The sequence below is a fragment of the Paenibacillus sp. Cedars genome, from assembly GCF_003184205.1.
GTDB lineage: Bacteria > Bacillota > Bacilli > Paenibacillales > Paenibacillaceae > Paenibacillus_AQ > Paenibacillus_AQ glucanolyticus.
The window spans coordinates 311735-337361 of record NZ_CP020866.1; the positions used below are offsets into that span (position 1 = coordinate 311735).

General features: G+C 50.5%; 25 protein-coding genes. 22 read left to right on the forward strand and 3 right to left on the reverse strand.

Annotated elements, in window-relative coordinates:
* Positions 1-132 precede the first annotated feature (132 nt).
* From B9D94_RS31735 to B9D94_RS02965, 3 genes are all read left to right on the forward strand, one after another.
* Positions 133-261, forward strand: coding sequence for a hypothetical protein (locus B9D94_RS31735; protein ID WP_255308638.1), 129 nt, complete (start codon positions 133-135; stop codon positions 259-261).
* 145 nt (positions 262-406) lie between these two features.
* Complete coding sequence (locus tag B9D94_RS02960; RefSeq protein WP_063477812.1) at positions 407-1372, forward strand: MraY family glycosyltransferase; 966 nt, start codon at positions 407-409, stop codon at positions 1370-1372.
* 119 nt (positions 1373-1491) lie between these two features.
* On the forward strand, positions 1492-2358 hold the full coding sequence (locus B9D94_RS02965; RefSeq protein ID WP_172963900.1) for an SDR family oxidoreductase: 867 nt from the start codon (positions 1492-1494) through the stop codon (positions 2356-2358).
* Between the two features lie 127 nt (positions 2359-2485).
* On the opposite strand, the gene murQ is transcribed toward B9D94_RS02965, so the two are convergent.
* Positions 2486-3397 (reverse strand): N-acetylmuramic acid 6-phosphate etherase, encoded by a 912-nt coding sequence (murQ, locus tag B9D94_RS02970; protein WP_148246428.1) that lies wholly within the window; start codon positions 3395-3397, stop codon positions 2486-2488.
* A 55-nt stretch (positions 3398-3452) separates the two neighbouring features.
* Positions 3453-4409 (reverse strand): BadF/BadG/BcrA/BcrD ATPase family protein, encoded by a 957-nt coding sequence (locus B9D94_RS02975; protein WP_148246429.1) that lies wholly within the window; start codon positions 4407-4409, stop codon positions 3453-3455.
* Between the two features lie 225 nt (positions 4410-4634).
* Between B9D94_RS02975 and B9D94_RS02980 the strand changes: the two genes are divergently transcribed.
* The 17 genes from B9D94_RS02980 (at position 4635) to B9D94_RS03060 (ending at position 22065) form a co-directional block, all read left to right on the forward strand.
* Positions 4635-5471 (forward strand): MurR/RpiR family transcriptional regulator, encoded by an 837-nt coding sequence (locus B9D94_RS02980; RefSeq protein WP_036643553.1) that lies wholly within the window; start codon positions 4635-4637, stop codon positions 5469-5471.
* Positions 5472-5516: 45 nt separating this feature from the next.
* The gene (locus tag B9D94_RS02985; protein WP_148246430.1) at positions 5517-6911 is read left to right on the forward strand and encodes an ABC transporter substrate-binding protein; all 1395 of its coding nucleotides are present in this window, start codon (positions 5517-5519) and stop codon (positions 6909-6911) included.
* 138 nt (positions 6912-7049) lie between these two features.
* Entirely contained in the window at positions 7050-7967 is a 918-nt protein-coding gene (locus B9D94_RS02990; RefSeq protein ID WP_006212796.1) for a carbohydrate ABC transporter permease, read from the forward strand.
* A gap of 33 nt (positions 7968-8000) precedes the next feature.
* Positions 8001-8834, forward strand: a complete 834-nt coding sequence (locus B9D94_RS02995; protein WP_006212795.1) for a carbohydrate ABC transporter permease — start codon at positions 8001-8003, stop codon at positions 8832-8834.
* 14 nt (positions 8835-8848) lie between these two features.
* Positions 8849-9955 (forward strand): ABC transporter ATP-binding protein, encoded by a 1107-nt coding sequence (locus B9D94_RS03000; RefSeq protein ID WP_006212794.1) that lies wholly within the window; start codon positions 8849-8851, stop codon positions 9953-9955.
* 26 nt (positions 9956-9981) lie between these two features.
* Positions 9982-10677 carry a hypothetical protein gene (locus B9D94_RS03005; protein WP_063477809.1) on the forward strand — a complete coding sequence of 232 codons (696 nt, stop codon included), beginning with the start codon at positions 9982-9984 and terminating at the stop codon, positions 10675-10677.
* Complete coding sequence (locus B9D94_RS03010; protein ID WP_148246431.1) at positions 10674-11852, forward strand: DUF1343 domain-containing protein; 1179 nt, start codon at positions 10674-10676, stop codon at positions 11850-11852. The genes B9D94_RS03005 and B9D94_RS03010 overlap by 4 nt, the downstream gene beginning before the upstream one ends.
* Before the next feature lie 3 nt (positions 11853-11855).
* The gene (locus tag B9D94_RS03015; RefSeq protein ID WP_148246432.1) at positions 11856-13046 is read left to right on the forward strand and encodes an anhydro-N-acetylmuramic acid kinase; all 1191 of its coding nucleotides are present in this window, start codon (positions 11856-11858) and stop codon (positions 13044-13046) included.
* 165 nt (positions 13047-13211) lie between these two features.
* Positions 13212-14675, forward strand: a complete 1464-nt coding sequence (locus tag B9D94_RS03020) for an FAD-linked oxidase C-terminal domain-containing protein (RefSeq protein WP_036643545.1) — start codon at positions 13212-13214, stop codon at positions 14673-14675.
* A 15-nt stretch (positions 14676-14690) separates the two neighbouring features.
* A complete protein-coding gene (locus B9D94_RS03025; RefSeq protein WP_148246433.1) occupies positions 14691-16094 on the forward strand; it encodes a (Fe-S)-binding protein in 1404 nt (467 codons plus the stop codon).
* Between the two features lie 213 nt (positions 16095-16307).
* Positions 16308-16883 (forward strand): class I SAM-dependent methyltransferase, encoded by a 576-nt coding sequence (locus tag B9D94_RS03030; RefSeq protein WP_148246434.1) that lies wholly within the window; start codon positions 16308-16310, stop codon positions 16881-16883.
* Positions 16884-16980: 97 nt separating this feature from the next.
* Positions 16981-17604: a hypothetical protein gene (locus tag B9D94_RS03035; protein ID WP_148246435.1), complete on the forward strand. Its 624-nt coding sequence runs from the start codon at positions 16981-16983 to the stop codon at positions 17602-17604.
* A 316-nt stretch (positions 17605-17920) separates the two neighbouring features.
* Complete coding sequence (locus B9D94_RS03040; RefSeq protein WP_228030114.1) at positions 17921-18700, forward strand: TerC family protein; 780 nt, start codon at positions 17921-17923, stop codon at positions 18698-18700.
* A gap of 540 nt (positions 18701-19240) precedes the next feature.
* On the forward strand, positions 19241-19987 hold the full coding sequence (gene map, locus B9D94_RS03045) for a type I methionyl aminopeptidase (RefSeq protein ID WP_006212783.1): 747 nt from the start codon (positions 19241-19243) through the stop codon (positions 19985-19987).
* Between the two features lie 47 nt (positions 19988-20034).
* Entirely contained in the window at positions 20035-20274 is a 240-nt protein-coding gene (locus tag B9D94_RS03050; RefSeq protein ID WP_148246436.1) for a hypothetical protein, read from the forward strand.
* Positions 20275-20336: 62 nt separating this feature from the next.
* The gene (gene pdxK / locus B9D94_RS03055) at positions 20337-21149 is read left to right on the forward strand and encodes a pyridoxine/pyridoxal/pyridoxamine kinase (RefSeq protein ID WP_036643640.1); all 813 of its coding nucleotides are present in this window, start codon (positions 20337-20339) and stop codon (positions 21147-21149) included.
* Between the two features lie 259 nt (positions 21150-21408).
* Complete coding sequence (locus B9D94_RS03060; RefSeq protein WP_006212780.1) at positions 21409-22065, forward strand: YqaA family protein; 657 nt, start codon at positions 21409-21411, stop codon at positions 22063-22065.
* Positions 22066-22191: 126 nt separating this feature from the next.
* Here B9D94_RS03060 and B9D94_RS03065 read toward each other — a convergent pair whose 3' ends face one another.
* On the reverse strand, positions 22192-22812 hold the full coding sequence (locus tag B9D94_RS03065) for a hypothetical protein (protein WP_148246437.1): 621 nt from the start codon (positions 22810-22812) through the stop codon (positions 22192-22194).
* A 311-nt stretch (positions 22813-23123) separates the two neighbouring features.
* Between B9D94_RS03065 and B9D94_RS03070 the strand changes: the two genes are divergently transcribed.
* On the forward strand, positions 23124-24191 hold the full coding sequence (locus B9D94_RS03070) for an ATP-binding protein (RefSeq protein ID WP_148246438.1): 1068 nt from the start codon (positions 23124-23126) through the stop codon (positions 24189-24191).
* A gap of 66 nt (positions 24192-24257) precedes the next feature.
* Entirely contained in the window at positions 24258-25481 is a 1224-nt protein-coding gene (locus tag B9D94_RS03075) for an MFS transporter (RefSeq protein WP_148246439.1), read from the forward strand.
* Positions 25482-25627 lie beyond the last annotated feature (146 nt).

The window sequence follows — 25627 nt, forward strand, 5'->3', positions numbered from 1 at the left end:
GTACCACCTGCCCTTTCAACCGTTCGCTGAACGGGGGCAGGTTTTTTTTCTGGGATCTCGTCATAAATCGGGAGCGAGCCCTCATAGGATGGTAGTGGGGAAAGTAAGTAAGGCATTTAACGGGAGAGTGAGATGTATAGTCCGGGCAAGAGCCATCCTGTCATAAGGAGGCTTTCCGCCATGACCATCGATCAGTTGATTGCTTTGCTGGCACTTATCGTTATGATCATCGGACTTGTGGTGAACAAGAAGGAGTCTTAACCTGTGAGTCCGGAGGGCTGCTGCTAAGTAGATCATTCTACTGATGTGGCAGTCTTTTTCTTTTGATAGGTTGATAGAGTTCCTTATAAGTCATATACTTAGATTGCAATGTTCTCCATTATTCATCATTTATTGGGAGGAAACCATGCTCTATTTAGCAGCGTTTGTCATATCCATGGTGCTGGTCCTGGTATTGATTCCGCCATTTCGCAAACTTGCGATCAAGATTGATTTTGTGGACAAGCCAAGGCCGGACAGCGAGCGGAAAATACACCGCGAACCGATACCGCTGACAGCGGGCATCGCCATATTCATCGGATTTTTTATCACATATTTTGCACTTACCGGTACCATTTCCAGGGAAGCGGTAGGTATCTTTATCGGTAGTGCCCTGATTCTTGGGATTGGTCTTGTGGACGATTGGTATAAGTCCCAGGGCAAGGAACTGGCTTCACTGCCGAAGTTCATTGTTCAGATGAGCGCGGCTGTCGTTGTATACAGCTACGGCATTGCGTTTGAAGGATTCAACAATCCGTTCACGGGGCAATATATCAATTTGCCGGAATGGCTGCAGCTCATCTTGACAATATTATGGATTTTTGGTGTAACGACCGTCATTAATTTCTCGGACGGCATTGACGGACTAGCCGGAGGACTCTCAGCCATATCCGGAGGCACGTTGTTTGTAGTGGCCATTACGATGGGCAGAGGCGAATCCGCGCTGCTTGCGGTCGTTCTCGTGGGTGCTGCGCTTGGCTATTTGCGGTACAATAAGCCGCCGGCCAGAGTATTCATGGGGGATGCCGGTGCAACCTTCCTTGGGTTTATACTAGGGATCATTGCTCTGGATGGCGCGTTTAAAGGGGCCACCTTGGCTTCCTTGTTCGTTCCCATCTTTGCTCTGGGTGTGCCGATCTTCGATAATATCATTGTGGTTATCCGCAGAATGCTTCAATCCAAACCGATTTATCAGGCCGACGCTTCCCAGGCGCATTATCGTTTGCTGGCAACGGGGCTGAATCAGAAGCAGACACTGGTATTTCTGTGCTTGCTGAATCTGTGTTTCGGTCTGGCTGCGATCATACTGGCGATGAATGGGAGCGGAGCCTAAGGCGCTGATCCTTTGTCTGAATTACATCTGTACGTTATCTAAGTCCCGTCTCCAAATTAATGTTGGTGGCGGGATTTTTTGTTAGCATGATAGGGTAGGAAGTAAGAGGAGGTCTGCGGATGAATGACATGGCAGGGAGTATCATTATTGTAACAGGGGCTAACTCTGGTATGGGCCTGGCTACAACGATTGAGCTTGCCAAATTGGGGGCGCATGTTGTGATGGCATGCCGGAGCCAATCCAGAGGGGAAGCGGCGCTTCACCAGGCGCTGGAAGAGAGCGGAAGCACAGAGCTTGAACTGATGACGCTGGATCTGGGCTCTTTTGACAGCATTCGGGCATTTGCTGCCGATTTTAAGGCCAAGCACAACAAACTCGATGTTCTGGTGAACAATGCCGGTGTGGTTACCATTAAGCGGGAGTTGACGAAGGACGGGTACGAAGCCATGATCGGCGTTAATCATTTAGGTCATTTCCTGTTGACAAACGAGCTGCTTGAACCCCTCCAGCGTGCACGGCAGGGTCGGATCGTGAACGTATCCTCGGGGGCGCATAAGGTTGGAAGCATCCACTGGGAAGATCCTAATCTGGCGAAGGGATTCAATGTGGCCAAGGGTTATGCGCAGTCGAAGTTGGCCAATATTTTATTCACCAAAGAGCTGGCGCGCCGACTGCAGCCGACGCGGGTGACGGTCAATGCACTCCATCCCGGCGCCGTAAGCACCAGTCTTGGTGTAAACCGGGATACAGGCTTCGGTAAAGCGGTCTATAAGCTGCTTCGCCCGTTCTTCTTAACGGCGCTCGAAGGTGCCCGGACAGCGATTTATCTGGCCTCTAGTCCTGAAGTAGAGCATGTGACAGGGGAATATTACGTCAAGTGCCAGCCGGACAAAACCACAGAGAAGGCAAGGGATACAAAACTTGCCGCTCGCCTGTGGGAATGGAGCGAACAACAGGTTGGAATGAAGCAGGGCATGGACAGATGAGATCATAGGCAGTGAGTATCCGATAAAACAGCAAAAAATAAACGGGATATCGTACAGGCCAACATGGACCTGGAGATATCCCGTTTCTATTCATGGAAGGCTTACACAGCATAACAAGCCCATTGCTTTACTTGGACGCCTTTAGATCAATCGCACCGCGAACGAATCCGCGGGTACCATCAAGCAGCGTGGATGCCTCCGCAGCACTGACATTCGCCAAGAGCATAACAATTGCTGTTTTGACATGGGCACCGGCTTCATGGTAAGCCTTCTCCACTTCCTCCTCCGATGCACCTGTTGCAAGCGTAATGATGCGTTTGGCACGATGCACAAGCTTGTTATTCGAAGGGTTGAGGTCGACCATCAGGTTTTTGTACACCTTGCCAATTCGAATCATGGCCGTTGTTGTCAGCATATTGAGGATCAGCTTTTGCGATGTACCGGCCTTCATGCGCGTGGAGCCCATAATGACCTCAGGGCCAACGACGGCTTCAATCACAAAATCCGCATACTGATGCATGGGCGATTCGTAGTTATTGCAGAGCCCGACAACAACCGCTCCGAGTTCCTTGGCACGTCGCATAGCTCCAAGAACATAAGGCGTGCGTCCGCTGGCGGCGATCCCAATGATAACGTCCTTCTTGCTGATACCGTTTTCATTGATGTCCTGGGCACCCAATTCCTCGCTATCCTCCGCACCTTCAATCGCCTCCTTCACGGCTCTGAAGCCGCCTGCGATCAACCCTTGCACCATGGACGGATCCGTCCCGTAGGTAGGTGGGCATTCGGATGCGTCAAGGATACCGATTCGACCGCTGGTTCCTGCGCCTATGTAGAACAATCTGCCGCCATTCTCGAAAGCTTCTACCACGAGATCCGCTGCTCGGGCTATAAGAGGGATCTGTTCACGAATCGTTTCGGTGATCAGACTATCCTCGTTATTAATAAGGATCATAATTTGTTCTGAGCTCAACTGATCAATGTTCTGCGTATGTTCATGAGGCTGTTCGGTTGTCAATTGACTTAGAGTATTCGTCATGAGACAGGTCTCCTTTTTTGCCTTGGAATATGGACGGGCACTGATGATGTGAATGCTACAGCAAGTCAGAGACGCCGTCTGTAAATAGCTTGCAGGCTAACAGGGCCGCACCATGCGCGGGTGTTCGTTCACGGTTCCCTTCGGGAAATCGCAGCTGAGGATAACGCATTAGCAGGGAGTCGCAGTACGCCTTCCGGAAATCTGGCGAATGCTTGAATATCGAGCCGATCCATACCAGATCACTCTCTTCGAATTCAGCTTGCTGCCTGATGAGAGCGCTAGTTGTATCGGCCAGCTCTTCAGCCTGCTGCCGGATGATACGGAGTGCCGCTTCATCCCCGGCTTCCGCTGCTTCAATGCAGCAGCGGGCGAAGGAAGCGATATGCTGTTTCGTTATAGCGGGCTGGTAAATGTAAGATTTGAGATCGGTAATATGCTGGAGAGGGTAGGATTCAACAATCAGGCTGGTCATGATAGTGGGCGGTGTAATGCCTTCATGACTCTTGATTACCGATTTCAGGGTCTGAAGCCCAATTTGGTAACCGCTGCCTTCATCCCCGAGAAGATGCCCCCAGCCGCCGACGCGGTGGATATCTCCGGATTGGGTGATACCGTAAGTATTGGAGCCGGTTCCCGAGATGGCGAGCATTCCATGCTGACGCTCCAGCACAGCCATTAATGAAATCTCGGCTTCCGAACGCATGTATATGCGTATGGAGGGCAGCCGCTGCTGAAAATAGGAAAGAAGGTGTAATTGAACACGCCGACGTTCATCCACAGAACTTATACCTGACATCCCAAGACATATTGATGTTAATGAAAATGACTCATCATTCAGAGGTGTCAGGAGCCCATCCAACACGTTCTGGAGTTCCGCCATCGCTTTATCGAACGTTACAATATAAGGATTTGTGGAACCTCCGGTAAAACGGGACAATACCTCTCCGCTGCTGTGGATAGCGGTTGCATCAGTCTTTGTGCCGCCACCATCAACACCGATATGAATTTCCATATTGAACCACTTCGCTTTCTATATCCAGTATAGGAGAAAAAAGAAGTGTTGTAAAATAAAATTTTAAATCATCAATTATGTATTGAAATATAATTTCATACAATTTATAATGAACTCAATCCACTGATATTGAAAGCGATACCAGTCATGCTTTCATTCAATAGGTGTAAAGTAATATTACATATGAATGATCATCAGAGGATTATGAGTAAAGGGGGGCAAGGAATGAACGGCGGATTGGTTCGATTGCGTGAGGTGTATGATTCATTAAATCCGTCCGAGCGCAAGGTTGCAGCCTTCATTTTGCAGGAACCGGCAGAGATGATACAGATGTCGGTCGCGGATCTTGCTGTCCGAAGCGGTTCCAGTCAGGCTGCTATCGTTCGCCTGTGCAAAACGATGGGATTCAAGGGCTATCAGGATCTGAAGCTGAAGGTAGCCGGAGACTTGCAGGAGCCATTAGCCACCGGATATCAGGATATTCGGCCCAATGACAGCATTTCTGCAATTATACAGAACGTCTCGAACAATAACATTCAATCGATTCGGGATACGATGAAGATTATGGAGGAAGGGAAGGTGGAGGAGGCCGTACTGGCCCTCGATCAGTCTAAGCGTATTTTCATGTTCGGGGTAGGGGCTTCGAATCTGATCGGGATGGATGCCCAGCAGAAATTTTTGCGGATTAATAAGGTATGTATATCTTTTCCGGACCCTCATGTGCAGCTCACCTCGGCGGTGCTGCTGACTCCAGATGATGCGGCCGTATGCATCTCCTATTCCGGTGAAACGGATGAAGTGATTCGCGCAGCAGCCATAGCCAAAGAGAAAGGATGCAAGACGATTGGCATTACGAAATACGGTGACTCTACCTTAAGCCGATCGGTGGATATTCCCTTGTACACCTCCTCGACGGAGAACGAAATTCGCAGTGGCGCGATGTCGTCTCGTATTACGCAGTTGAATCTTATCGATATTTTATATCTTGGCGTCGCCAGCCGGAATTACGAGAATTCAGTGAAATACCTGGATGAGAGCCGGCAAGCGATCAAGCGGTTGTAGTTCATAGCGAAACCACAAATATATAAATGATAAGGGGAGTAGTACATGAAGAAAAAAGGTTGGCTTACATTGTTGGCTTCTTTAATGCTCGTGTTCACCGCGGCTTGCGGCGGTTCCGGCGGGGCGAAGGCTCCTGAAGGCGGAAGCGGAACAGCTTCGGAAGGAAATGGCGAGGCTGCACCGAAGCAGGACACGGTTGTTGTCTGGACTTATCCGGTACATGGTAAATATGAAGATGAATTGAAAGAGCATGTAGCGGATTTGAAAGAAAAATACCCGCACATTACAGTCGAAACCGAAGTGCTTTCATGGGCTGAAGGTCCGAAGAAGTTCGATGTAGCCCTGAATGCCGGTAATCCGCCTGATCTTTATTTCCATGCGGTGGACGGTGCTTATGTGGATACCGGTCTGGCACTGGAATTAACCCCTTATATCACAGACGAGATAAAGAACGACTATCTCCCGGGTACACTCGAGCTTGGTCAAATCCAAGGCAAGCAATACGGTCTTCCGCTGTACCAATCCCTGTGGGCATGGGGCGGCAATAAGAAGATCCTTGAAGAAGCAGGCATCGACTGGAAGTCCATTCAGGAGAACGGCTGGACCTGGACCGAATTCAAGGCAGCTGCCGATAAGCTGACCACCAAGCTCCCGAACGGCAAAAAGCGCTATGCGCTGGTAACGGACGGAACTTCCCTTGACTTCATCGAAATGCTGACACGCAGCAACGGGATGCCGGACGTCCTGAACGATAAAGGCGAGTTTCAATGGAATGATGAGCGCATTCTGGACACGATGACGTTTGTTTCCGATCTGATGAAAGCCGGGCATATGCCGGCTGAGACAGCGGCGATTCAACCCGCTAAACGGATGGACTGGTTCTATGCAGAGGAAGCCGCCATCGTATCCAAGGCAATCCCTTATTACGATGTGATGCTGCAAAACCGTGCGAAGGACATTGACAGCGGTACGGTGCAAGGCGAGAAAATCGACTTTGTTCTGCTGCCGGTTCCGCACAACGACGGGGCAGAGCGCAAAACCTCCATGTTCGGCGAAGGCTACGTAGCCTTCAAGCAGAAGAAGGATAAGGGCGAAGAGCATGCGAAGAATACCTTCCTGATCATGGAAGGCCTGAGCGGCGCGAAAGCCGGTAATTCCGCCAATGAACTGGTGCTGCCATTCGTTCGCAAATCACAGGCGGAATTCTATGCAGGCAAAGGACTTGGAACAGAATCGACCATCAAAGCAGCAGAAATTTTTGCGAACTTCAAAGACATTCCTGTGACCTTGAGCCTCGATGCCAAAGATTCCGGCAACCAGAAGAAATTCAAGGAGCAAGTGGTGAAGCCGAACATCCAGGCGTTGTTCTCGGGTGAGAAGACGCCGGAGCAGATCGCACAAGACTTCATAGACAAAGGCAAACAAATTTTAGGACAGTAATTGAAGTTATAAGGGGGTGTCCCGTTGTCCTTAGCAGGAACAAATCGGGTCACTCCCTTTTTAAACGAATCGCTCTAGGCTTTGTAAGAATTAAGGCTTCATGAACATACTTCACCTGTGCGCAAAGGAGGAAATCAAATGCAGACTGCCCCGGCGCAAGCCCGGCCTTCACGTCCCCCCATGAAGGGGTACTGGCGCGAATATGGATGGGCGTATTTATTCATTCTGGCTCCAGTACTGTTGTTCTTGGTATTTACGCTATACCCGGTTGCTTCCGCCTTTCTGATGAGCTTCCAGGAATACAGCGTTATGGGCTCCGAATGGATTGGAACGGATAACTACACACGGATGGTACAGGATGAAGTGTTCTGGAAATCCATGAGGAATACGGTCTTATTCACGATCGGCACGGTTCCGGTCAACATTGTTATCACGTATGGTCTGTCCTTTTTCATTTTCCAGATGAAGAACAAATGGCAAACGTTCTTCAAGGCTACGATGTATTTGCCGGCCGTAGCCTCCGGCGTAACGATCTCCGTCGTATGGCTTGCCATTTACGATCCGACGAATGCCGGGCTTTTGAATCGGTTCATTGGATTGTTCGGATTCGATCCCGTCATATGGCTTGGCAAATCGGATACCGCCCTCTTTTCGCTCATATTGATGAACTGGCTCGGTTCGCATGGTGCAGGCATTATTCTCTATCTGGCCGCCATGGGCGGGATTCCCAAATCGCTCTATGAAGCCGCGGATATTGACCATGCCAGCGGATGGTCCAAATTCTGGCGCATTACGTGGCCACTGATGAAACCAACCACGCTGTATCTGCTTGTGACGGGCGTCATTACGTCCTTCCAGGTGTTTATCTCGGTGTATCTGATGACACAGGGCGGACCGAACTTTGCGACGACCACCATCGCCTATCTGATTTACAGCACGGCGTTTAATTTCTACGAATTCGGGCTTGCGGCGGCGCAATCTTTTGTACTGGCTGCATTGATTATCGTCATTTCCATCATTCAGTTCAAATATTTCTCTTCCGACGTAGAGTACTAACGTATATCACTGAAGCTAAAAGGGGGTGCACCCATGAAATCAAGATCAAAAGTGATCATGCTGATTGTGGCTTCGGTCATCCTGGTGGTATGGAGCGTTCTGACGATCATTCCGATGTACTGGATGTTGATTGGCTCTGTACAGGACACCAAGTCGGCCGCTTCGTTTATTCCCAAAATGATCCCGGACGTGCTGTCCGTAGCCCCATATGAGCGTTTTTTCGGCAAAACCAACGTAATGAGGTGGCTCTTTAACTCCTTATTAATCTCCACCATCCTGACGGTGACCAACGTGTTTCTCGCATCGCTCGCAGGGTATGCCTTTGCGAAGCTGAAGTTCCCGGGGAACAAAGCGGTATTCTGGGTTTTGCTCAGCACCATGATGATTCCGGCACAAGTTACGCTGATTCCGCTCTATATTTTGATGATTGACGTATTTGATCTCGGGAATACATATACGGCCATTCTGCTCCCCGGAATCGTAAGTGTGGGCAACATTTTCTTGATGAAGCAGTACATGTCGTCGCTGCCCACCTCCTTGATTCATGCAGCGCGGATCGATGCTTGCGGAGAGTTCGGTATCTTTTGGAAAGTCATTCTTCCTATGGCTAAACCGGGTCTCGCCGTACTCGCTATCTTCACGTTCGTTGCATCATGGAACGATTTCTTCTGGCCCTTCCTCGTGACCAATTCGGCGGAAATGAGGACCATTCAGGTAGGTCTTGCTTCCTTCGTCTATGCGGACACAACCGATTTCGGCGCACTTATGGCTGGAGCCACCGTCGCGGCACTGCCGATGATGATCCTGTTCTTCTCGCTTCAGCGCTATTTCCTGCAAGGCATCACCATTGGAGCCGTTAAAGGCTAGAAGGAGGCAAAGTTATGGCACGCGTAGAATTCCGTAATATACGAAAAGAATTTGTAGACGACAACAAAGGGACCTTTACCGCTGTAGCGGGGTCGGACTTTGTAATTCATGATAAAGAGTTTGTGGTATTTGTCGGTCCTTCCGGCTGCGGCAAAACCACTTCGCTGCGCATGATTGCCGGGCTTGAGCGTCAAACATCCGGTGATATCCTCATCGGCGACCGGGTGGTAAACAATCTCCATCCGAAAGACAGGGATATCGCCATGGTGTTCCAGGATTACGCCCTGTATCCCCATATGACAATTCGCGAGAATCTCTCCTTCGGTTTGAAGAATCTGAAGAAACCTAAAGAATATATTGAGCAAAAGGTATCACAGGCCGCCTCCATTCTCGGCCTGGAGTCGATGATTGATCGGAAGCCGCGCGAGCTGTCCGGCGGACAGCGTCAGCGCGTTGCGGTGGGCCGGGCGATTGTACGCGATCCGCAGGTGTTCCTGTTTGATGAGCCGCTCTCGAACCTGGATGCGAAGCTTCGCGTGCAGATGCGCGTGGAGCTGTCCGAGCTGCATAAACGTCTTGAGGCAACCATTGTATATGTAACGCATGATCAGGTTGAAGCGATGACACTCGGCGAGCGGATTGTCGTGATGAACAACGGGATTATTCAGCAGATTGCATCACCGACGGAGCTGTATGCGAATCCGCAAAACATGTTTGTTGCCGGTTTTATCGGATCTCCGCCGATGAACTTTATCGATGTGCATAAGGAAGGAAACGTGCTTCGGATGGAGGGCGGCGAATTTGTCATTCCCGATTCCATGGCGGCTGCGCTGAGCAAATACGAGAATGAGCATCTCATTCTGGGCATGCGTCCCGAGCATATTACGGGTGAGGATATACCGGTCATCTCGAATCTGGACTATACGTATTCAACCAAGGTACAGGTCGTTGAACATCTGGGCTCGGAGAATCTGGTGTATTTCCGAGTTGGCAACCGGACCGTTACCGCGAAGGTTCATCCCGAAACGACAGGTTATCCGGGCATGGAGAAAACATTCATTTTCAATTTTGATAAAGTGCATTTCTTCGATCCTGAGACGGAACAGCGTATTGATTGGTAAACAACGACGAAGAGGAGAGGAAATCTATGCGCAAGCTGAATGATGTGTTGAAAAAGACAGGGGTTGAGGTTTACCGCGAAATTACGGCGGTGGCCTTATACAGCATGATAACCTCGCTGATCCTCGTGGTTGTCGTGATGTTTGTGCCGCTGATGGCGGCGCTACTGCTGCTGCCGGTGCTGTATATGCCGTTGTTCTACGGGGTTTGTTATGCTTACCATCGCAAGACGGAACGGGGCAAGTCCAGGCTCAAGGACGTGTTCCAAGGTGCGCTTAAAGGCCTCGGGCCTGCTGTGGTTATGGGCTTCTTCTTCGTAGTGATGGCACTGATTCTGTGGTCCACCTGGTGGTATTACGGAGGCAAAGAGGGAATCGGCTATCTCGCGATCGGTGTATTCCAGACCTATTTTGTCATCATGGCGCTCATCTCCCAATTCTACACCTTTCAGCTTGTCATTCAGGAAGGGATGGGCATCTTTAAAGCGATGGCCTACAGCGTCAAGTTGTTCCTGAAGTTTCCGGCCTATACGCTTGGAGCAAGCTTTCAAGCCTTCTGCGTTGCGATTCCACTGGTCCTTACCGTGGTTGGTTTTGGATTCCTCTTTAACGGCATGTGGGCGATATACCAGCATAAGGTTACGTATAATGTACTGAATCCGGAAGAGGCCAAGCCGGCAGAAGACGGTATTGCAGCCTCGGAAGCGAGAGGTGTAAGCGTATGATGAGGGGTAACATGCGGAGCGGAATTGATGTCCTGCCGGGATTATCGCATGAGAAAATCACAGGCTGTCGCCTTGGCGTCATCACGAATCCGACGGGGCTCACGTCGGATTTTCGTTCATCTATTGAGGTGATTGCAGGCTTGCCGAATTCGGAATTGACGGCTTTGTTTGCTTGTGAGCATGGGCTGCGCGGTCAGCTTCAGGCAGGCAAACACGTGGAGGATGAAGTAGATCCGGTATACGGTGTTCCTGTGTACAGCCTGTACGGCTCCCGGCGTAAGCCGGATGCCGATATGCTGAAGAATGTCGATACCGTCATCTTCGATATTCAAGACCTCGGTGTGCGTTTCTACACCTATATGACCACCCTGCTGTATGTCATGGAGGCATGCGCCGAACATGGCAAGAGCCTGCTCGTTCTGGACCGGCCGAATCCGCTCGGCGGGGAACGCTGTGAAGGCGGCTTGCTGCAGCCGGGATACGAATCGATGGTGGGCGGATGGCAGATACCGATTTGCACCGGGATGACCATCGGTGAATTTGCGCGTATGGCTAACGAGATGCGGGGAACCGGCTGTGATCTGGATGTCATTGGGCTGGAAGGTTGGACCCGCAGGATGGACTACACCGAGACGGGGCTTCCGTGGGTGCTGCCTTCCCCGAACATTCCCACGATGGATACGGTTCGCCTCTACAGCGGAACCTGCTTCTTCGAAGGGACCAATCTTTCGGAAGGCAGAGGCACGACCCGGCCATTTGAATGGATCGGTGCTCCGTGGATCGACGGCGAGGAGCTGGCCAAGGCGTTTAACGCCTATCGACTTCCAGGCATCCATGCCCATCCCATGTTCATGACACCAACCTTCTCGAAGCATCAGGGTGAAGGATGTGGAGGCGTGATGCTGTTCATGACGAAGCCATCTGAAGTGGAGGCTGTACGTACTGGGCTTACGCTTCTGCATCTGGTCAGCCGGATGTACCCGGAGGAGTTCCAGTGGCTTACTCCGCCGGCAGGACGCAATCGATATTTTATTGATTTGCTCACAGGAAGCGAGGATGTCCGGAGGCACATCCATGAAGAAGCCGGACTTCAGCGTATTGCTGCGCAGTGGGCCCGGGAATCGGAACAGTGGAGAACGATGAGGGCTCCTTACCTGCTGTATGGGGAGGCGTAGACGATGATGTTCTCACCATGGAAGGATGGAAGGCCGACCGTTGTGGTCGGCTTGATGTCCGGCACTTCGCTGGATGGCATCGATGCTGCGATTGTCCGCATAGAGGGAAGCGGCCTTGCAGCCTCGGTCGAGCTCTTGCATTACTACAGTAAGGCATATGAGCCGGAGCTTCGTCAGCGGCTGCGTGATTTGTGCGTGGAAGCGAATTCGAACAGTGCTCTAATATGCAATATGAATGCGTTCCTCGGTTATCAGTTTGGAGCGGTTGTTCTGGAAGCGGTTGCCGATGCGGGCATGCATGTCGATGAAGTGGATCTGGTCAGCTCTCACGGACAGACCATCTGGCATCAGCCGGTACCGGAACAAGGCGACCCGTATGCTGTCGCGTCGACTTTGCAGATCGGCGATATCTCTGCTATTGCCAAGCATACCGGCAAGCTCGTGGTCGGGGACTTTCGTCCCGCGGACATGGCGGTCGGGGGCCAAGGCGCACCGTTTGCTCCGTATGGGGATTGGATATTATTCCGTCACCCGGAACGTGGAAGGCTGCTGCAAAACATCGGCGGGATCGGCAATTGCACGGCGCTGCCCGCAGGGGCGGATCCTTCGGATGTGCTGGCCTTTGATACCGGACCCGGCAATATGGTTATAGACGCTGTGGCCTACATCCTGTCCGGAGGGCGGTTGTTGTATGACGACGGAGGTAATTGGGCTGCCCAAGGCAAGCCGGACCGCGTTTTATTGGACGAAATGCTGGGCCATTCTTACTTCGGCACCCCGCCGCCCAAATCAACGGGGAGGGAGTTGTTCGGCCACAGTTATGCGGTTTCGTTCCTGGAACAAGCCAAGCTGCGCAAGCTGTCGGACGAGGACGCAATGGCAACGGCAACGGCTTTTACAGCTCATTCCATTGCTGACAGCTATGAGAACTATGTTTTCCCCCGTCACGGGATCGATGAAGTGATAGTGACCGGTGGAGGAGCCCGCAACAAGACATTGCTCTCCATGTTAGGCGAGTTATTGCCGGGGCAGAAGGTGATGACCTCCAGAACGCTGGGGTTTGATGACGATGCCAAGGAAGCCGTGATCTTTGCACTGCTTGGCAATGATTTCATGTTCGGCGTTCCCAACAATCTGCCTGCAGCTACTGGAGCGTTTCGCCCAACCGTGATGGGAAAGCTGGCGCTGCCCTAGTGGGAGAAGCAAGCCTGAATTTCTCTAGCTTAGGAAGAGGGACGATGGGCTCGATGCCGTTCCTATAATTGATATTCAAGCATCAGGACGGAAAGCGTATTTAACTTCGTGAGAAGCAAGGGGAATTTATCGTAGTAAAGCCCGTAATGGGAGGGGGAATGAAATGTGCTGGAATCGGTTATTCGCGAGTTGTTGATCAAAGTGGTTGGCGGGGAGTGGTTCAAGGACGATCCGGAAAGCCTGGTTTCTTACAGTTATGATGCTACCCCGCTATATCAAGCGATGCCGGACGGGGTGATTTTTCCCGAAAGCACGCAGCAGGTATCCGACATCGTCAAAATTTGTTCAAAGCATCGGATACCCGTCATTACACGAGGTGCAGGCAGCAATCTGTGCGGCGGCACCATTCCGCTTCAGGGCGGGCTGGTGGTGGTCATGACTCGAATGAACAAGCTGCTGGAGATCGATTCGGATAATCTGACCGCGACCTTCCAGACCGGTCTGAATACAAAGCAGTTTCATCTGGCGGTTGAACGGACCGGGTTGTTCTACCCGCCGGATCCAAGCAGTATGATCATCTGTACGATGGGCGGCAATATTGCCCTGGGGGCTGGTGGACTGCGTGGTTTGAAGTACGGCACAACCAAGGATTATGTCCTGGGGTTGGAGGCTGTATTGCCGGACGGCAGCATCCTGCGTACAGGCGGCAAGCTGGTGAAGGATGCGGCAGGGTACGATCTGACCCGACTATTGGTAGGATCGGGCGGAACGTTAGCCATACTCACAGAAGCAACGGTTAAATTAATTCCGAAGCCTTCTTACAGGAAAGCGATGGTCGCCGTTTATGATGACCTCCATGCGGCTGCCCGAACGGTTTCGAACATTATAGCCCATCATATTTTTCCGTGTACGCTGGAATTTATGGATCAGCCCACACTTCAGGTGGTCGAGGATTTTGCCAAAATCGGACTGCCGGTTCACGCTAAAGCGATGCTGGCTATCGAACAGGATGGCAACGCCGATGATGTGGAGCGGGATTTGAAGCAGCTGGAGGAAATATGTCTTGCATCGGGTGCGGTGCAGCTGAATATCGCCAAGACTCCGGAGGAAGGGGCGAAGGTGATGGAAGCCAGACGGAGTGCGCTCGCAGCGCTATCCCGTCTGCGGCCCACAACGATATTGGAGGATGCTACGGTTCCCCGTTCGAAGATTGCGGATATGGTGCTTGAGGTTCAGCGAATCGCTCAGAAATATGATGTGCAGATCTGCACATTCGGTCATGCCGGGGATGGCAATCTGCATCCGACCGCGATGACGGATGCACGGGATCCGGAAGAGATTCACCGCGTGGAACAGGCCTTCGCCGAAATCTTTGAAGTGGCCATTGCGATGGGCGGCACCATTACCGGGGAGCATGGCGTTGGGATCGTGAAGGCACCTTACTTGGAATGGAAGGTGGGCGAAGCCGGCATCAAGATGATGAAATCCATCAAGGATGCGATCGACCCGCATCAGATCATGAACCCGGGCAAGCTGTTCGCGGAAACGAGAAAGCGGATCATTTATCAGGATCGAACGGAAGCTGTAGGACGGACGACAACGCAGGATGAGGAGATTCAAACACCGTGAGGGGAGCGAGAGCGCATGAATTCAACCCATGAGAAGCTAGCCCAATCGCTGAAGCTGACGCTGGATGAGGATCAGCTGACAAACTGTATGCGCTGCGGATTTTGCCAGACCGCTTGCCCAACATTCATCGAGACGGGACTTGAGGCGGCCTCCCCCCGTGGGCGGATTGCACTTATGAAAGCCGTTGTTGATGGCTTGATGGAGCCGGATGAAAGCTTCCGTAGCCAGATGGATCTGTGTCTGGGCTGCAGAGCCTGTGAGCCAGCTTGTCCTTCGGATGTGAAGTACGGCCAATTGATCGAGCAGACCCGGGCTGCCATTGCTGCGGAGAAGCCGTATTCGATGCCTGTGCGAATCGTCCGCAAGACCTTCCTGCAAGGGGTGTTCCCGCATCGCAGAAGGCTGAAGCTGATTGGCAAGACGCTTTCCTTCTATCAGAAATCAGGGCTGCAGAAGTTTGCCCGAAACTCAGGGGCCATGAAGCTGTTTCCCGACCATCTTCAGCAGCTTGAGCAGGCACTGCCTGATGTATCGGGCGATGGCCTGGAAGAGCTGTGGAGCAAGGCGGGCTTTCCTTACCGGCGTGAAACGACTGACAGTGGTTCAGGGCTTATGGTTATTCCAGCGGCAGGAGATACGGTTGGCCGGGTGGGCATGTTCCGGGGCTGCATTATGGATGTTATGTTTGCACCTACGAACGTAAATACCGTGCGACTGCTCCGTCAGGCCGGGTTCGAAATCGTCATACCGGAGGAGCAGGTATGCTGCGGAGCACTGCATGCCCATGCGGGTGAGATGGGTGATGCCAAGCAGCTGGCCGGTCGAAATATTTGGGCTTTCGGGGAAGCGAACGTTGATTATATCGCAAGCAATGCGGGGGGGTGTGGTGCCTTGCTGAAGGAATACGATCATCTGATGCATGCGGAACCGGATGAGCGTCTTTCGCAAGCGGCGGTCCGTTTTGCAGATCAGGTGAAGGATATCTCCGAGCTGCTGCACAACCTGGGCAGGCCGCTTGAGCCGATCCATGCGGAAGCCGGAAAGGACGATGCGGCGGTTGCCGTCACCTATCAGGATTCCTGTCACCTGCGCAACGTGATGAGGGTGCAGGGAGAGCCGCGCCAGCTGATGTTGCAGCTTCCGGGCGTGCAATTGTGCGAGCTTCAGGGGGCAGAGGTATGCTGCGGTTCCGCTGGCATATATAACCTGACCCAGACGGAAATGTCGACAACGCTGCTGGACCATAAGATGGAGCATGTGGAAGCTACCGGGGCCAAGGTCATTGTGACTTCTAATCCGGGCTGCCTGCTGCAAATGAAGTGGGGTATCGAGCGTGCCGGTTTGCAAAATGGCGTAGAGGCCGTTCATCTCGCAGATTTCCTGGCAAAGCAGGTACGAATGGAGGATCAACTCGATTAATTGCACGAATGGGTGTCCCCGTGATCAATGATGATCATGGGGATGCCCTTTTCGTTTTGGGCTTAACCGGTTTACATCATCAACGAACAACGGTATGGTAACCTCAGGAAGACGATATGGTAGCTACAGGAAGGGTGGACTCTATGTCCCCTACAGAATTTGTATTTATGGCTTACATATGAAATGCAATGATACAAGGAGGGAAACAACAAGATGAAGGAAATCTTTGATAAGACACTCATAGACCGATTGGAAAGTCCGGAAAGAAAGAGGGAGCTGCCCGCATCTTCGCTGCTTGAGAGGCTGCAGGTGAGTGGAGAGGTGGATGTGCTGGATATTGGAGCAGGCACCGGATATTTTTCCATACCGGCCGCTGCGCTAACGACAGGCACCGTATATGCTCTGGATACCGAGCCAGCCATGCTGCAAATGATGCGGGATCGTGTACGGGAGCAGGGGTTAACGAATGTCAACGTCATGGAAGGGATCGTGGAAAAGCTACCGTTCCAAGAGGGAACGATGGATCGTGTCATCGCTTCCCTCATTCTTCACATCACGGATGAACTGGAGGAGTCCATTCAACAGATTGCACGAGTATTGCGCCCGGGCGGACGCTGCTTATGCCTGGAATGGCAGGAGGATCCATCGGAGCAGCGGGTTCCTCGTCCGAACCGGATCGACCCGTATGTCATGAAGGACTTGTTGGAGCAAGCGGGGCTGAAGGTGGAGAACATCGAGTACCCAACAGAACGACACTATTTGATGGTAGCCAGTAAACAGCCTGTATGATGCGACCTATAAATCTCTTGCCGGATCGTCCTTCCTTTTATAGATCAACGGGAACATTTTAGAGGAGAGAGACGTCTAGGGATTGAGGTGATCCTTTATGAGAAATTTCACGGTCATGATCCTGCTTAGCTGTTTGCTGCTGCTTGTGAGTGTATATGCTGTAAAACCAACGGATGTATTCTCCTGTTCTTGCGCTGGACCGCCTACGGTTCCGGAAGGCTTGGAACGGAGCGCTGCTGTATTTGCTGGCAAAGTGACAAAGATGGTTGGCCCGAAGCCAAAGCTGGTGATGTCCTCTACAGATCCGGTCGTTGTGACGATTGAGGTAACTGAGGTATGGAAAGGGGAGTTGCCACTTAAGACGGAGCTTACAACGGCGATGTCTTCAGCCAGCTGTGGTTATGATCAGTTTGCGGTGGGAAGTGAATTTTTGGTGTTCGGTTATGTACGCTCCGGTCAGCTGCAAACAGGGCTGTGCGACGGAACGAAGCTCCTCTCTGCGGCAGGTAAGGAACTAACCGAGCTTGGCAAGGGGTATTCTCCACAAGAAATACCTAAATCAGGGGATACAGGGGAGAACACCCTTCCCGAGGAAGTCCCAGCAAGCGAAGATCAGGGGGCAGGTCAGTCGCCGTTACTGCAGCCTTTCTTGTGGGGAGCTGCAGTCGTTCTCGCAGTTGTACTGTTGGTCTATGCCTGGAGGAAGAAAAGAGAAGTGTAAACGGAATGTAAAATTTTCGGAAATCTATTGGCGCCATTATACAGCCATGCTATAATCCATTTATTCAAGTAAAGGGGAGTAGCAGCCTCAGCAAAGTCGTCAATTCGTGACACGTAACGTGTCTCCGGCTTTGTTGGCAACGAAAGTTGTTTGCGAGACCTTTGCCGATTCGGTAAAGGTTGTTATTCCTGTGAGCTATTTCTGGGTATGATACCTTTATCGCCGATTTTCGGGATAAAGGTTTTTTTGTTTCCTTCAACCTTTTTAAAACGGAATCGGAACATTTCATAACAAGAAGGAGAGATTGCGTTTGGAAATGGGACTGTTGCTTGAATATGGATGGGTACTGATTGTGCTGATTGGACTCGAGGGTATCCTCGCAGCCGATAATGCACTTGTCATGTCCATCATGGTCAAACATTTGCCGGAGGATAAGCGGAAGAAGGCGTTGTTTTACGGATTGGCAGGAGCTTTTGTATTCCGTTTTGCCTCGCTATTCATTATTTCGTTCCTGGCAGATGTCTGGTACGTACAGGCTATCGGAGCCTTCTACCTGTTGTATATCAGTATCAATCATATCGTTAAACAGTTCTTTGTGAAGAAGAAGAAACATCTGAAGGAAGCTGAGACGAAGACCGAAAAATTCTGGGTTACCGTATTGAAGGTAGAGCTTGCGGATATTGCCTTTGCAGTCGATGCGATTTTGGCAGCCGTTGCGCTTGCCTTGACGCTTCCAGAGACCAACCTGCCGAATATCGGGGGGATGGACGGCGGACAATTCCTGGTTATTCTCACAGGCGGAATCATCGGCCTCATCATCATGCGATTTGCGGCGTCGTATTTCGGAAGGCTGCTGGTAAGAAGACCCGGCTTGGAAACGGCAGCTTTCCTGATCGTAGGATGGGTAGGGATTAAGCTGGCCGTATATACGCTCGCGCATCCTGATATCGCTGTACTGGAGAAGACATTTCCGAAGAGCACGGGCTGGAAGCTTGTATTCTGGGGAGTGCTGATCCTGATTGCGGTTCTCGGCTGGTTCCTGTCCAAGGAGAAGAGCGATATGACCGATGAGGAACGGAAACAAGTGGAAAGCTAAGTACCTGGATCCATTTGATATAATAAAGCATAGGAAAAAAGAAAGGATTTGTGATCTCACGTGTAAAATTATCGTTTCTGCGCATCCTTAATGTATATTTTATTTTATGAGGAGAAACGATTGTCTTGGTTAAATGAAGTTTTAAATGGGGAAAATGGATGCCTGCTTTTATTCTGCTCATGGCTATAGAGAGTCATATGACCTCCTGGATTACGGCAGAGTTGAAGTTGCCCCCGAGAATACAAAATGTTTACGCAGCGGCTCTTGTACCTGTTACGTTTAAATCGGAGGGCAGATATTCATAACGGAAATGTTTGAGGTTACCTTAGCTTAAGAGTAGAATAAGATGATGTAGGGCGCTTCAGCTTTTCTTTTTGGAATATACGATTTAAGAAGAAAGCAGATACATCTTGTGCTTGTGAATCAGCCTTATTGGCAGGGGAGTATGGAGGGCAGGTGCCTGTCCTTGGCTCTCCAGCCAGCTAAGGCTTTTTGATTTGGATAGGAGATAACAGCATTTGAAAAAAGGAGTGAGCAGGATTGATAATCCTCAAAACACAAGAACAAATCGCCAAGATGAATAAGGCTGGAGACATTCTTGCCGAATGTCATCGGCAGATTGCGCAGATGATTAAGCCGGGCGTGACAACACTGGAGATTGACCAGTTCGTGGAGCGTTTCCTGGCAGAGCGAGGTGCGACCCCGGAGCAGAAGGGATATCACGGATATCCCTTTGCCACCTGCGCGTCGGTCAACGATGTGATTTGCCATGGCTTCCCGAGCCATGAACCGTTAAAGGACGGAGATATCGTTACCATCGACATGGTAGTGAAGTATGATGGCTGGCTTGCCGATTCCGCTTGGTCTTACCCGGTAGGCAGCGTATCTGAGGAAGCACAGCACCTGCTCGATGTGACCAAGAAATCCTTGTATCTCGGGATTGAGCAGGCAGTGGTCGGCAATCGGATCGGTGATATCTCTCACGCCATTCAGTCCTATGCAGAGTCGCAAAATTTATCGGTGGTTCGCCACTTCGTAGGGCACGCAATCGGCGAGAACATGCACGAGGAGCCGCAGGTTCCGCATTACGGCCCACCCAATCGGGGGACACGGCTTAAAGAGGGCATGGTCATTACCATCGAGCCGATGCTTAATCTGGGAACGTACCAATGCAAGATTGACTCAGACGGATGGACGGCAAGAACGGTGGACGGCAAATGGTCAGCTCAATATGAGCATACTCTGGCCATCACGAAGGATGGCCCGGTGATTCTGACGGAACAATAAGTTTCTCCTCCACTCCATAGGGCTAATGCCTAGCGGGAGTGGGGGAGATGTACAAGCTGCAAGAACTCTCACGATGCTCCAACGGAGCAGGCGGAATTGTTCTGGAGAAGCGAAGCGTTCGCCTGAAAGCTTTCCAGAGGAAAGCTGGCATCGGAAGCATAGGCTCATCCGGATTCCAACGATATATTCATGATTCAACAGGAATCCGGGATCAACAGCGATCGGAAGAACAATCCGCATGCGGAGTGATGCAGCATCTTTCAGAATTCGTCAGCATCTGCGAATAGACGCCAATAAGATCTTTTCATATAATAGAATCATCATTTTACAAGCGAAGGGAACATGGAACATGACGATACGTAAAGCACTAACAGTAGCGGGCTCGGATACGAGCGGCGGTGCTGGCATCCAGGCCGATCTGAAGACGTTTCAGGAATTTGACGTATACGGTATGACCGCTCTCACCACCATTGTCTGCATGGAACCGAAAACATGGGATCATCAGGTTTTCCCGGTGGCGCTCGATATCGTGGAAACACAGCTGAAAACAGTGCTTGAAGGCATCGGCATTGATGCAATGAAGACCGGAATGCTCGGCTCTGTTGAGATTATTGAACTTGTCTCCCAATATATCGATCGCTATGACTTGAAACGGATTGTCATCGATCCGGTCATGGTATGCAAGGGAACAGATGAGGTGCTGCAGCCGGAAAATACGGAAGCGATGCTGGAATTCCTTCTTCCGCGTGCCGATCTGGTAACGCCAAATCTGTTCGAAGCGTCCCAATTGGCGAAATCCGGTCCGATCACGTCCCTGGATCAGATGCAGGAAGCTGCCGCCATCATTCACGAGCGCGGCGCGAAGAATGTGCTGATTAAGGATAGAGGCAAAATTCGCGAAGGAAAAGCGATGGACCTGCTCTATGATGGAAAGAACTTTGAATGGTTTGAAGCCGATACCATCGTGACGAAGTATACTCACGGTGCAGGCTGTACGTCATCGGCATCCATTACAGCGAATCTTGCCAAGGGATTGACCGTGCGCGAGTCGGTACAGCAAGCGAAGGCCTTCATCACGCAGGCGATTTCAAACGGCTTCCCGCTGAATGATTTTGTGGGTCCGACAAGACATTCGGCACATCGCAGTATATCTGCAAATTAAACAAAATACATTTTTTTGCAAGCTTATTCATTTTTGATTCCGGCTTGCACAATGTGACGAGAAACCTTTCTTACTGCAAGAAAGGTTTTTTTGTTGTTAGTTGAATTCGATGCATATACTATATAGGAGCAAAGGCATGCTTCTTTATTCACGTATTTCCGCAGGGCTGGAGTGGCTTAGGTCCTTTCCAGTATAATTATGTGCTATAATTTATAAAGGGTCTGATAGAAACAGGAAGAAAATATTTAGGGGTTGAGACATGTTTCAGGTCATTTTGGATTTTTTGAAGAGTTTTGGTCCATGGGGATTGTTTATTCATTCATTTGCTGATGCTGTAATTTTTCCGATACCCGCCTTTTTTCTGCAAGTTTCGCTAAGTATTGTTCATCCGCAGGATGCACTTTGGCTTGCAACTTATGGTTTTATCGGGTGCTTGCTGGGAACGCCATTTGGTTATTTAATCGGAAAGCTGCTTGGGAAGTCGGTATTATACAAGATTTTGAAAAAAGAGTGGATTGACGCTGCAACGAACATGTTTCAGAAAAACGGCGAGGCGGCCATATTGATTGGTTCCTTTACGCCGGTTCCCTTTAAGGTGTTCACCATCCTTTCGGGTTGTTTGAACTTCCCGTTATGGAGGCTCCTGGCGTATGCTGCGATTGGCAGAGCCACCAAGTTTTATGTGGTAGGTACTTTGTTTTACCTGTATGGCAACGCGGCCGAAGGTATGGTTAAGGACGTATCCTTGTATATTGCGCTTATTGCCGTTCCGCTTCTGTTAGTCGGCGTGTATTTCAACCGTAAACGCAAGCGCAAGAAAATGGAGCAGCAGAAGCTGGCTGAAGCGAATTTAACTGTCGTGGAGAAGACACCAGTTGTTCTGGATCAAACCTCGGATCAGACTCCATCAGCCTAAACCTGAGCACGACGTCGGGGAAATCCCGTGAAGAACATATAAAGAAGCAGCCGGGCGATCGCCCGGCTGCTTTTTTTTCCAAGATGTTATAGGTTCCTATTTATATCATAGCTAAACATTTCGGTATTAACCCGTTTTCCCGATTCGGAAGAACTTGCCTCTGCCTTTGGTTGTTGCAGGAGCAAAGGTCGGCGTCGAGGACAGCGGGGAGGTCATTTCTTGAGCAAGATAACCATGAAGAGGACCGTGATAGATTTCATTCAACTGCGGTGAATGGGCGAAATCTTCTGGCGTTACCAAGTGACAAGGTTTGTTCACAGGCCGCAGGCCTGCTTGCTCGAGAACGGTAGCGACAAAGTGAGAGCAGAAGAAAGCATCATCACGATCAATATGAATCCGAAACAATATACCCAGCAGCCCTAGCAGATTATATTTGTAGCGGTTCTGATCACGCATCATCTCTTTGACAAGATTGTGCATGCGTTGATAGTCCTCATTACTGACGCGGCAGCGGTAAACGGCGCATTCCGAGGTGTAGAAGAATGGAGCGCGCAAATTCTCGCGAACCAAACCGCCATCAAACGGATTGTTTGCCTTCTTTCGGCCAAAGCTGTACACTTCGCGTAATTCGGAATCAAACGCAATGGATGCATGGTTTAGTGGGGCCTTCGTGAAATATTGGATCATTCTGCTGAACCAGGTGCCCGTGCCTGTAAGCACAATCCAAATATCTTGTTCCGTGTACATACTCGCAAACTCCTTTGTTAACGGTCCTAACGACTAGCAATTGTAAATGACTTGCTTTCTTTCACAATAAACGAAAAAGCGATGGCGTTCAAGTCAAAAAATACCATTTTCTCTCAATTTCACTAGAATAGCTCTGGTATTGACACCATATATTAGAAACTCCATAACAATATATTCGCCTTATGTCCAAATTATCCTTTGGTTTGCTTTATTTATATTTTCTAATATAGAGAAGAGGAGAGGAGAAGCAAACCTATATCTCGAAATATGTAAAACGATTTGAACAACGAAGGACAAGGAGGATCTCCACGATGATGAATAGTGAATGTCTCAACTATGATTTTATGGTTCAGGCGGTTGAAGTTGCGCCGATCGGAACGGTATTCATCGATTCTGAGGGGAGCATTATCAAGATCAATCCCGCTGCTTGTGTCATATTAGGGTATGAGGCGGAGGAATGTCTGTACCATCCGTACTATCATTGGATTTATCCGGAAGACGTGAATAAGGACAGGGAACGACTGGAGAAATTAGTGTCGGGTAAGGCCCTTTCCCTGCAAATGGAGAAGAGGTTGTTACATAAACAAGGCGATATCAAGTGGGTATCCTGCAGGTTAAGCATGGCCCATAGCAGAGATGGAAGAACGCTCGGCTACATAGCTCACTTTACGGATATCACCGATTTAAAGCGAGCCGCCCATCAGGAAGAGGAGAGGCTGATTCAGTCCGATAAGTTGTCGATGGCCGGGCAGCTTGCGGCAGGTATCGCCCACGAAATCCGAAATCCGATGACCTCCATCAAAGGATTTGTCCAATTAATTCGATCCGGTGCAGGTCGGAAGGATCAATATTTCGATATTATCTCTTCAGAGATCGAACGGATTGAGCTGATTGTCAGCGAGCTTCTGTTCCTGGCAAAGCCGCAGAGTGTGAAATTCGAACGTACGGATATCCGTCAGCTCCTGGAGCAGGTGATAACACTCTTGAATACACAGGCTATTATACATAACGTTGAGATCATCACGGATTTCGGAGCGCACGAGGCCAGCGTGGATTGCGATGTGAACCATCTGAAGCAGGTGTTTATTAATTTTATCAAAAATGCGGTGGAGTCCATGCCAGATGGCGGGGAGCTGACCATTCGGCTGGGAAGAGGCGAAGGCCATACCATCGCCATCCATTTCATTGACAATGGCTGCGGGATTCCCGAGTCTATTCTCTCCCGTCTGGGTGAGCCCTTTTTTACGACCAAGGAGAAAGGGAACGGCTTGGGATTCATGATCAGCAAAAAAATGATTGAGGATCACAAGGGGGAGGTTCATGTTTCCAGCAAGCTTCAGGTAGGTACAACCATCACTGTGATCTTGCCGATGGCATAATCCAGCTTGACCAGACGTATTGTTCGCTCTACATTATAGAAAGATATAGGAGAGGGGGCGGTCAATATGGGCAACATGCAATTATTAAAAGAGCCGAAGCGGCGCAAGCTACTGTTCAGCGCGGGACTCAGCTGGATGTTTGATGCGATGGATGTCGGGATGATTTCGTTTGTTGTCGCAGCGCTGGCAACCGAATGGTCGCTAAGCTCGCAGCAGGTTGGAATCCTGACGAGTACAACGTCGATCGGAATGGTATTTGGCGCGGCGATGGCTGGGTTTTTGGCGGACAAATACGGACGGAAGAACATTCTGCTCTGGACGCTGCTCATATTCTCGATAGCGAGCGGCCTTTCCGCGCTGGCTACCGGTTTTATTATGTTGTGTTTTATGCGCTTTATCGCCGGCTTTGGACTTGGCGGAGAGCTTCCGGTTGCATCTACCCTGGTGTCGGAAAGTATGCCGGCAAATGAACGGGGAAGAGCGGTTGTACTGCTGGAGAGCTTCTGGGCAGCGGGCTGGATTTTATCCGCACTTATCGCCTATTTTGTCATACCGGATTACGGCTGGCGGGCAGCCTTTGTGATTGGAGCTCTGCCTGCTTTCTATGCACTCTATCTGCGGCGTGCGATTGAGGATTCGCCAAGGTATATACAGCAGAAGGCAAAGATGGCCACGAAGGTGACCTTAAGACAGCGGGTAGCCTCGGTCTGGTCGGTTGAACATCGGCGTACAAGCATTATGCTGTGGGTGCTGTGGTTTACGGTCGTATTTTCCTACTACGGTATGTTTCTGTGGCTTCCGACGGTTATGGTGGACAAAGGCTTCAGTCTGGTCAGGAGCTTTCAGTGCGTGCTGATCATGACACTTGCCCAATTGCCAGGATATTTTACAGCCGCCTACTTTATTGAGAAGTTTGGACGGAAGTTTGTTCTGGTTACATACTTGGTGCTTACGGCTCTAAGTGCAATCTGGTTTGGCTATGCCAATACGGAAGCATCACTTCTTGCTGCGGGGATTTCCCTGTCATTCTTCAATCTCGGGGCATGGGGCGGACTCTATGCCTACAGTCCGGAGCTCTACCCGACGAAAGTACGTTCAACAGGGGTTGGGCTGGCGACGTCCTTCGGACGGATTGGCGGCGTGATTGCGCCGCTTCTCGTCGGTGTGCTGAAGCAGAACGGGACCAGCATTGAGTTCATCTTCGTGATGTTCTTTGTGACCATTCTAATCGGGGCTGCGGGGGTATTGATTCTTGGAAAAGAAACAAAAGGGCTGGAGCTTGCGGATTAAGTAATCAGCATCGCAAGCAGCGATAGCTGTTCTGTTATTCACAGCAAGGAACTAAATGTAAGAAAAGGGTGGACCCACAAAGGTATGAAATACCTTGGGTCCACCCTTTTTGTATGGTGATTCTGTTCATGCGGCAGGGCGTGAAG

Coding starts and splice junctions, on each gene's coding strand:
- B9D94_RS31735 (WP_255308638.1), top strand. CDS start 133: ATGTATAGTCCGGGCAAGAGCCATCCTGTCATAAGGAGGCTTTCCGCC.
- B9D94_RS02960 (WP_063477812.1), top strand. CDS start 407: ATGCTCTATTTAGCAGCGTTTGTCATATCCATGGTGCTGGTCCTGGTA.
- B9D94_RS02965 (WP_172963900.1), top strand. CDS start 1,492: ATGAATGACATGGCAGGGAGTATCATTATTGTAACAGGGGCTAACTCT.
- murQ (WP_148246428.1), bottom strand. CDS start 3,397: ATGACGAATACTCTAAGTCAATTGACAACCGAACAGCCTCATGAACAT.
- B9D94_RS02975 (WP_148246429.1), bottom strand. CDS start 4,409: ATGGAAATTCATATCGGTGTTGATGGTGGCGGCACAAAGACTGATGCA.
- B9D94_RS02980 (WP_036643553.1), top strand. CDS start 4,635: ATGAACGGCGGATTGGTTCGATTGCGTGAGGTGTATGATTCATTAAAT.
- B9D94_RS02985 (WP_148246430.1), top strand. CDS start 5,517: ATGAAGAAAAAAGGTTGGCTTACATTGTTGGCTTCTTTAATGCTCGTG.
- B9D94_RS02990 (WP_006212796.1), top strand. CDS start 7,050: ATGCAGACTGCCCCGGCGCAAGCCCGGCCTTCACGTCCCCCCATGAAG.
- B9D94_RS02995 (WP_006212795.1), top strand. CDS start 8,001: ATGAAATCAAGATCAAAAGTGATCATGCTGATTGTGGCTTCGGTCATC.
- B9D94_RS03000 (WP_006212794.1), top strand. CDS start 8,849: ATGGCACGCGTAGAATTCCGTAATATACGAAAAGAATTTGTAGACGAC.
- B9D94_RS03005 (WP_063477809.1), top strand. CDS start 9,982: ATGCGCAAGCTGAATGATGTGTTGAAAAAGACAGGGGTTGAGGTTTAC.
- B9D94_RS03010 (WP_148246431.1), top strand. CDS start 10,674: ATGATGAGGGGTAACATGCGGAGCGGAATTGATGTCCTGCCGGGATTA.
- B9D94_RS03015 (WP_148246432.1), top strand. CDS start 11,856: ATGATGTTCTCACCATGGAAGGATGGAAGGCCGACCGTTGTGGTCGGC.
- B9D94_RS03025 (WP_148246433.1), top strand. CDS start 14,691: ATGAATTCAACCCATGAGAAGCTAGCCCAATCGCTGAAGCTGACGCTG.
- B9D94_RS03030 (WP_148246434.1), top strand. CDS start 16,308: ATGAAGGAAATCTTTGATAAGACACTCATAGACCGATTGGAAAGTCCG.
- B9D94_RS03035 (WP_148246435.1), top strand. CDS start 16,981: ATGAGAAATTTCACGGTCATGATCCTGCTTAGCTGTTTGCTGCTGCTT.
- B9D94_RS03040 (WP_228030114.1), top strand. CDS start 17,921: ATGGGACTGTTGCTTGAATATGGATGGGTACTGATTGTGCTGATTGGA.
- B9D94_RS03050 (WP_148246436.1), top strand. CDS start 20,035: ATGTACAAGCTGCAAGAACTCTCACGATGCTCCAACGGAGCAGGCGGA.
- pdxK (WP_036643640.1), top strand. CDS start 20,337: ATGACGATACGTAAAGCACTAACAGTAGCGGGCTCGGATACGAGCGGC.
- B9D94_RS03060 (WP_006212780.1), top strand. CDS start 21,409: ATGTTTCAGGTCATTTTGGATTTTTTGAAGAGTTTTGGTCCATGGGGA.
- B9D94_RS03065 (WP_148246437.1), bottom strand. CDS start 22,812: ATGTACACGGAACAAGATATTTGGATTGTGCTTACAGGCACGGGCACC.
- B9D94_RS03070 (WP_148246438.1), top strand. CDS start 23,124: ATGATGAATAGTGAATGTCTCAACTATGATTTTATGGTTCAGGCGGTT.
- B9D94_RS03075 (WP_148246439.1), top strand. CDS start 24,258: ATGGGCAACATGCAATTATTAAAAGAGCCGAAGCGGCGCAAGCTACTG.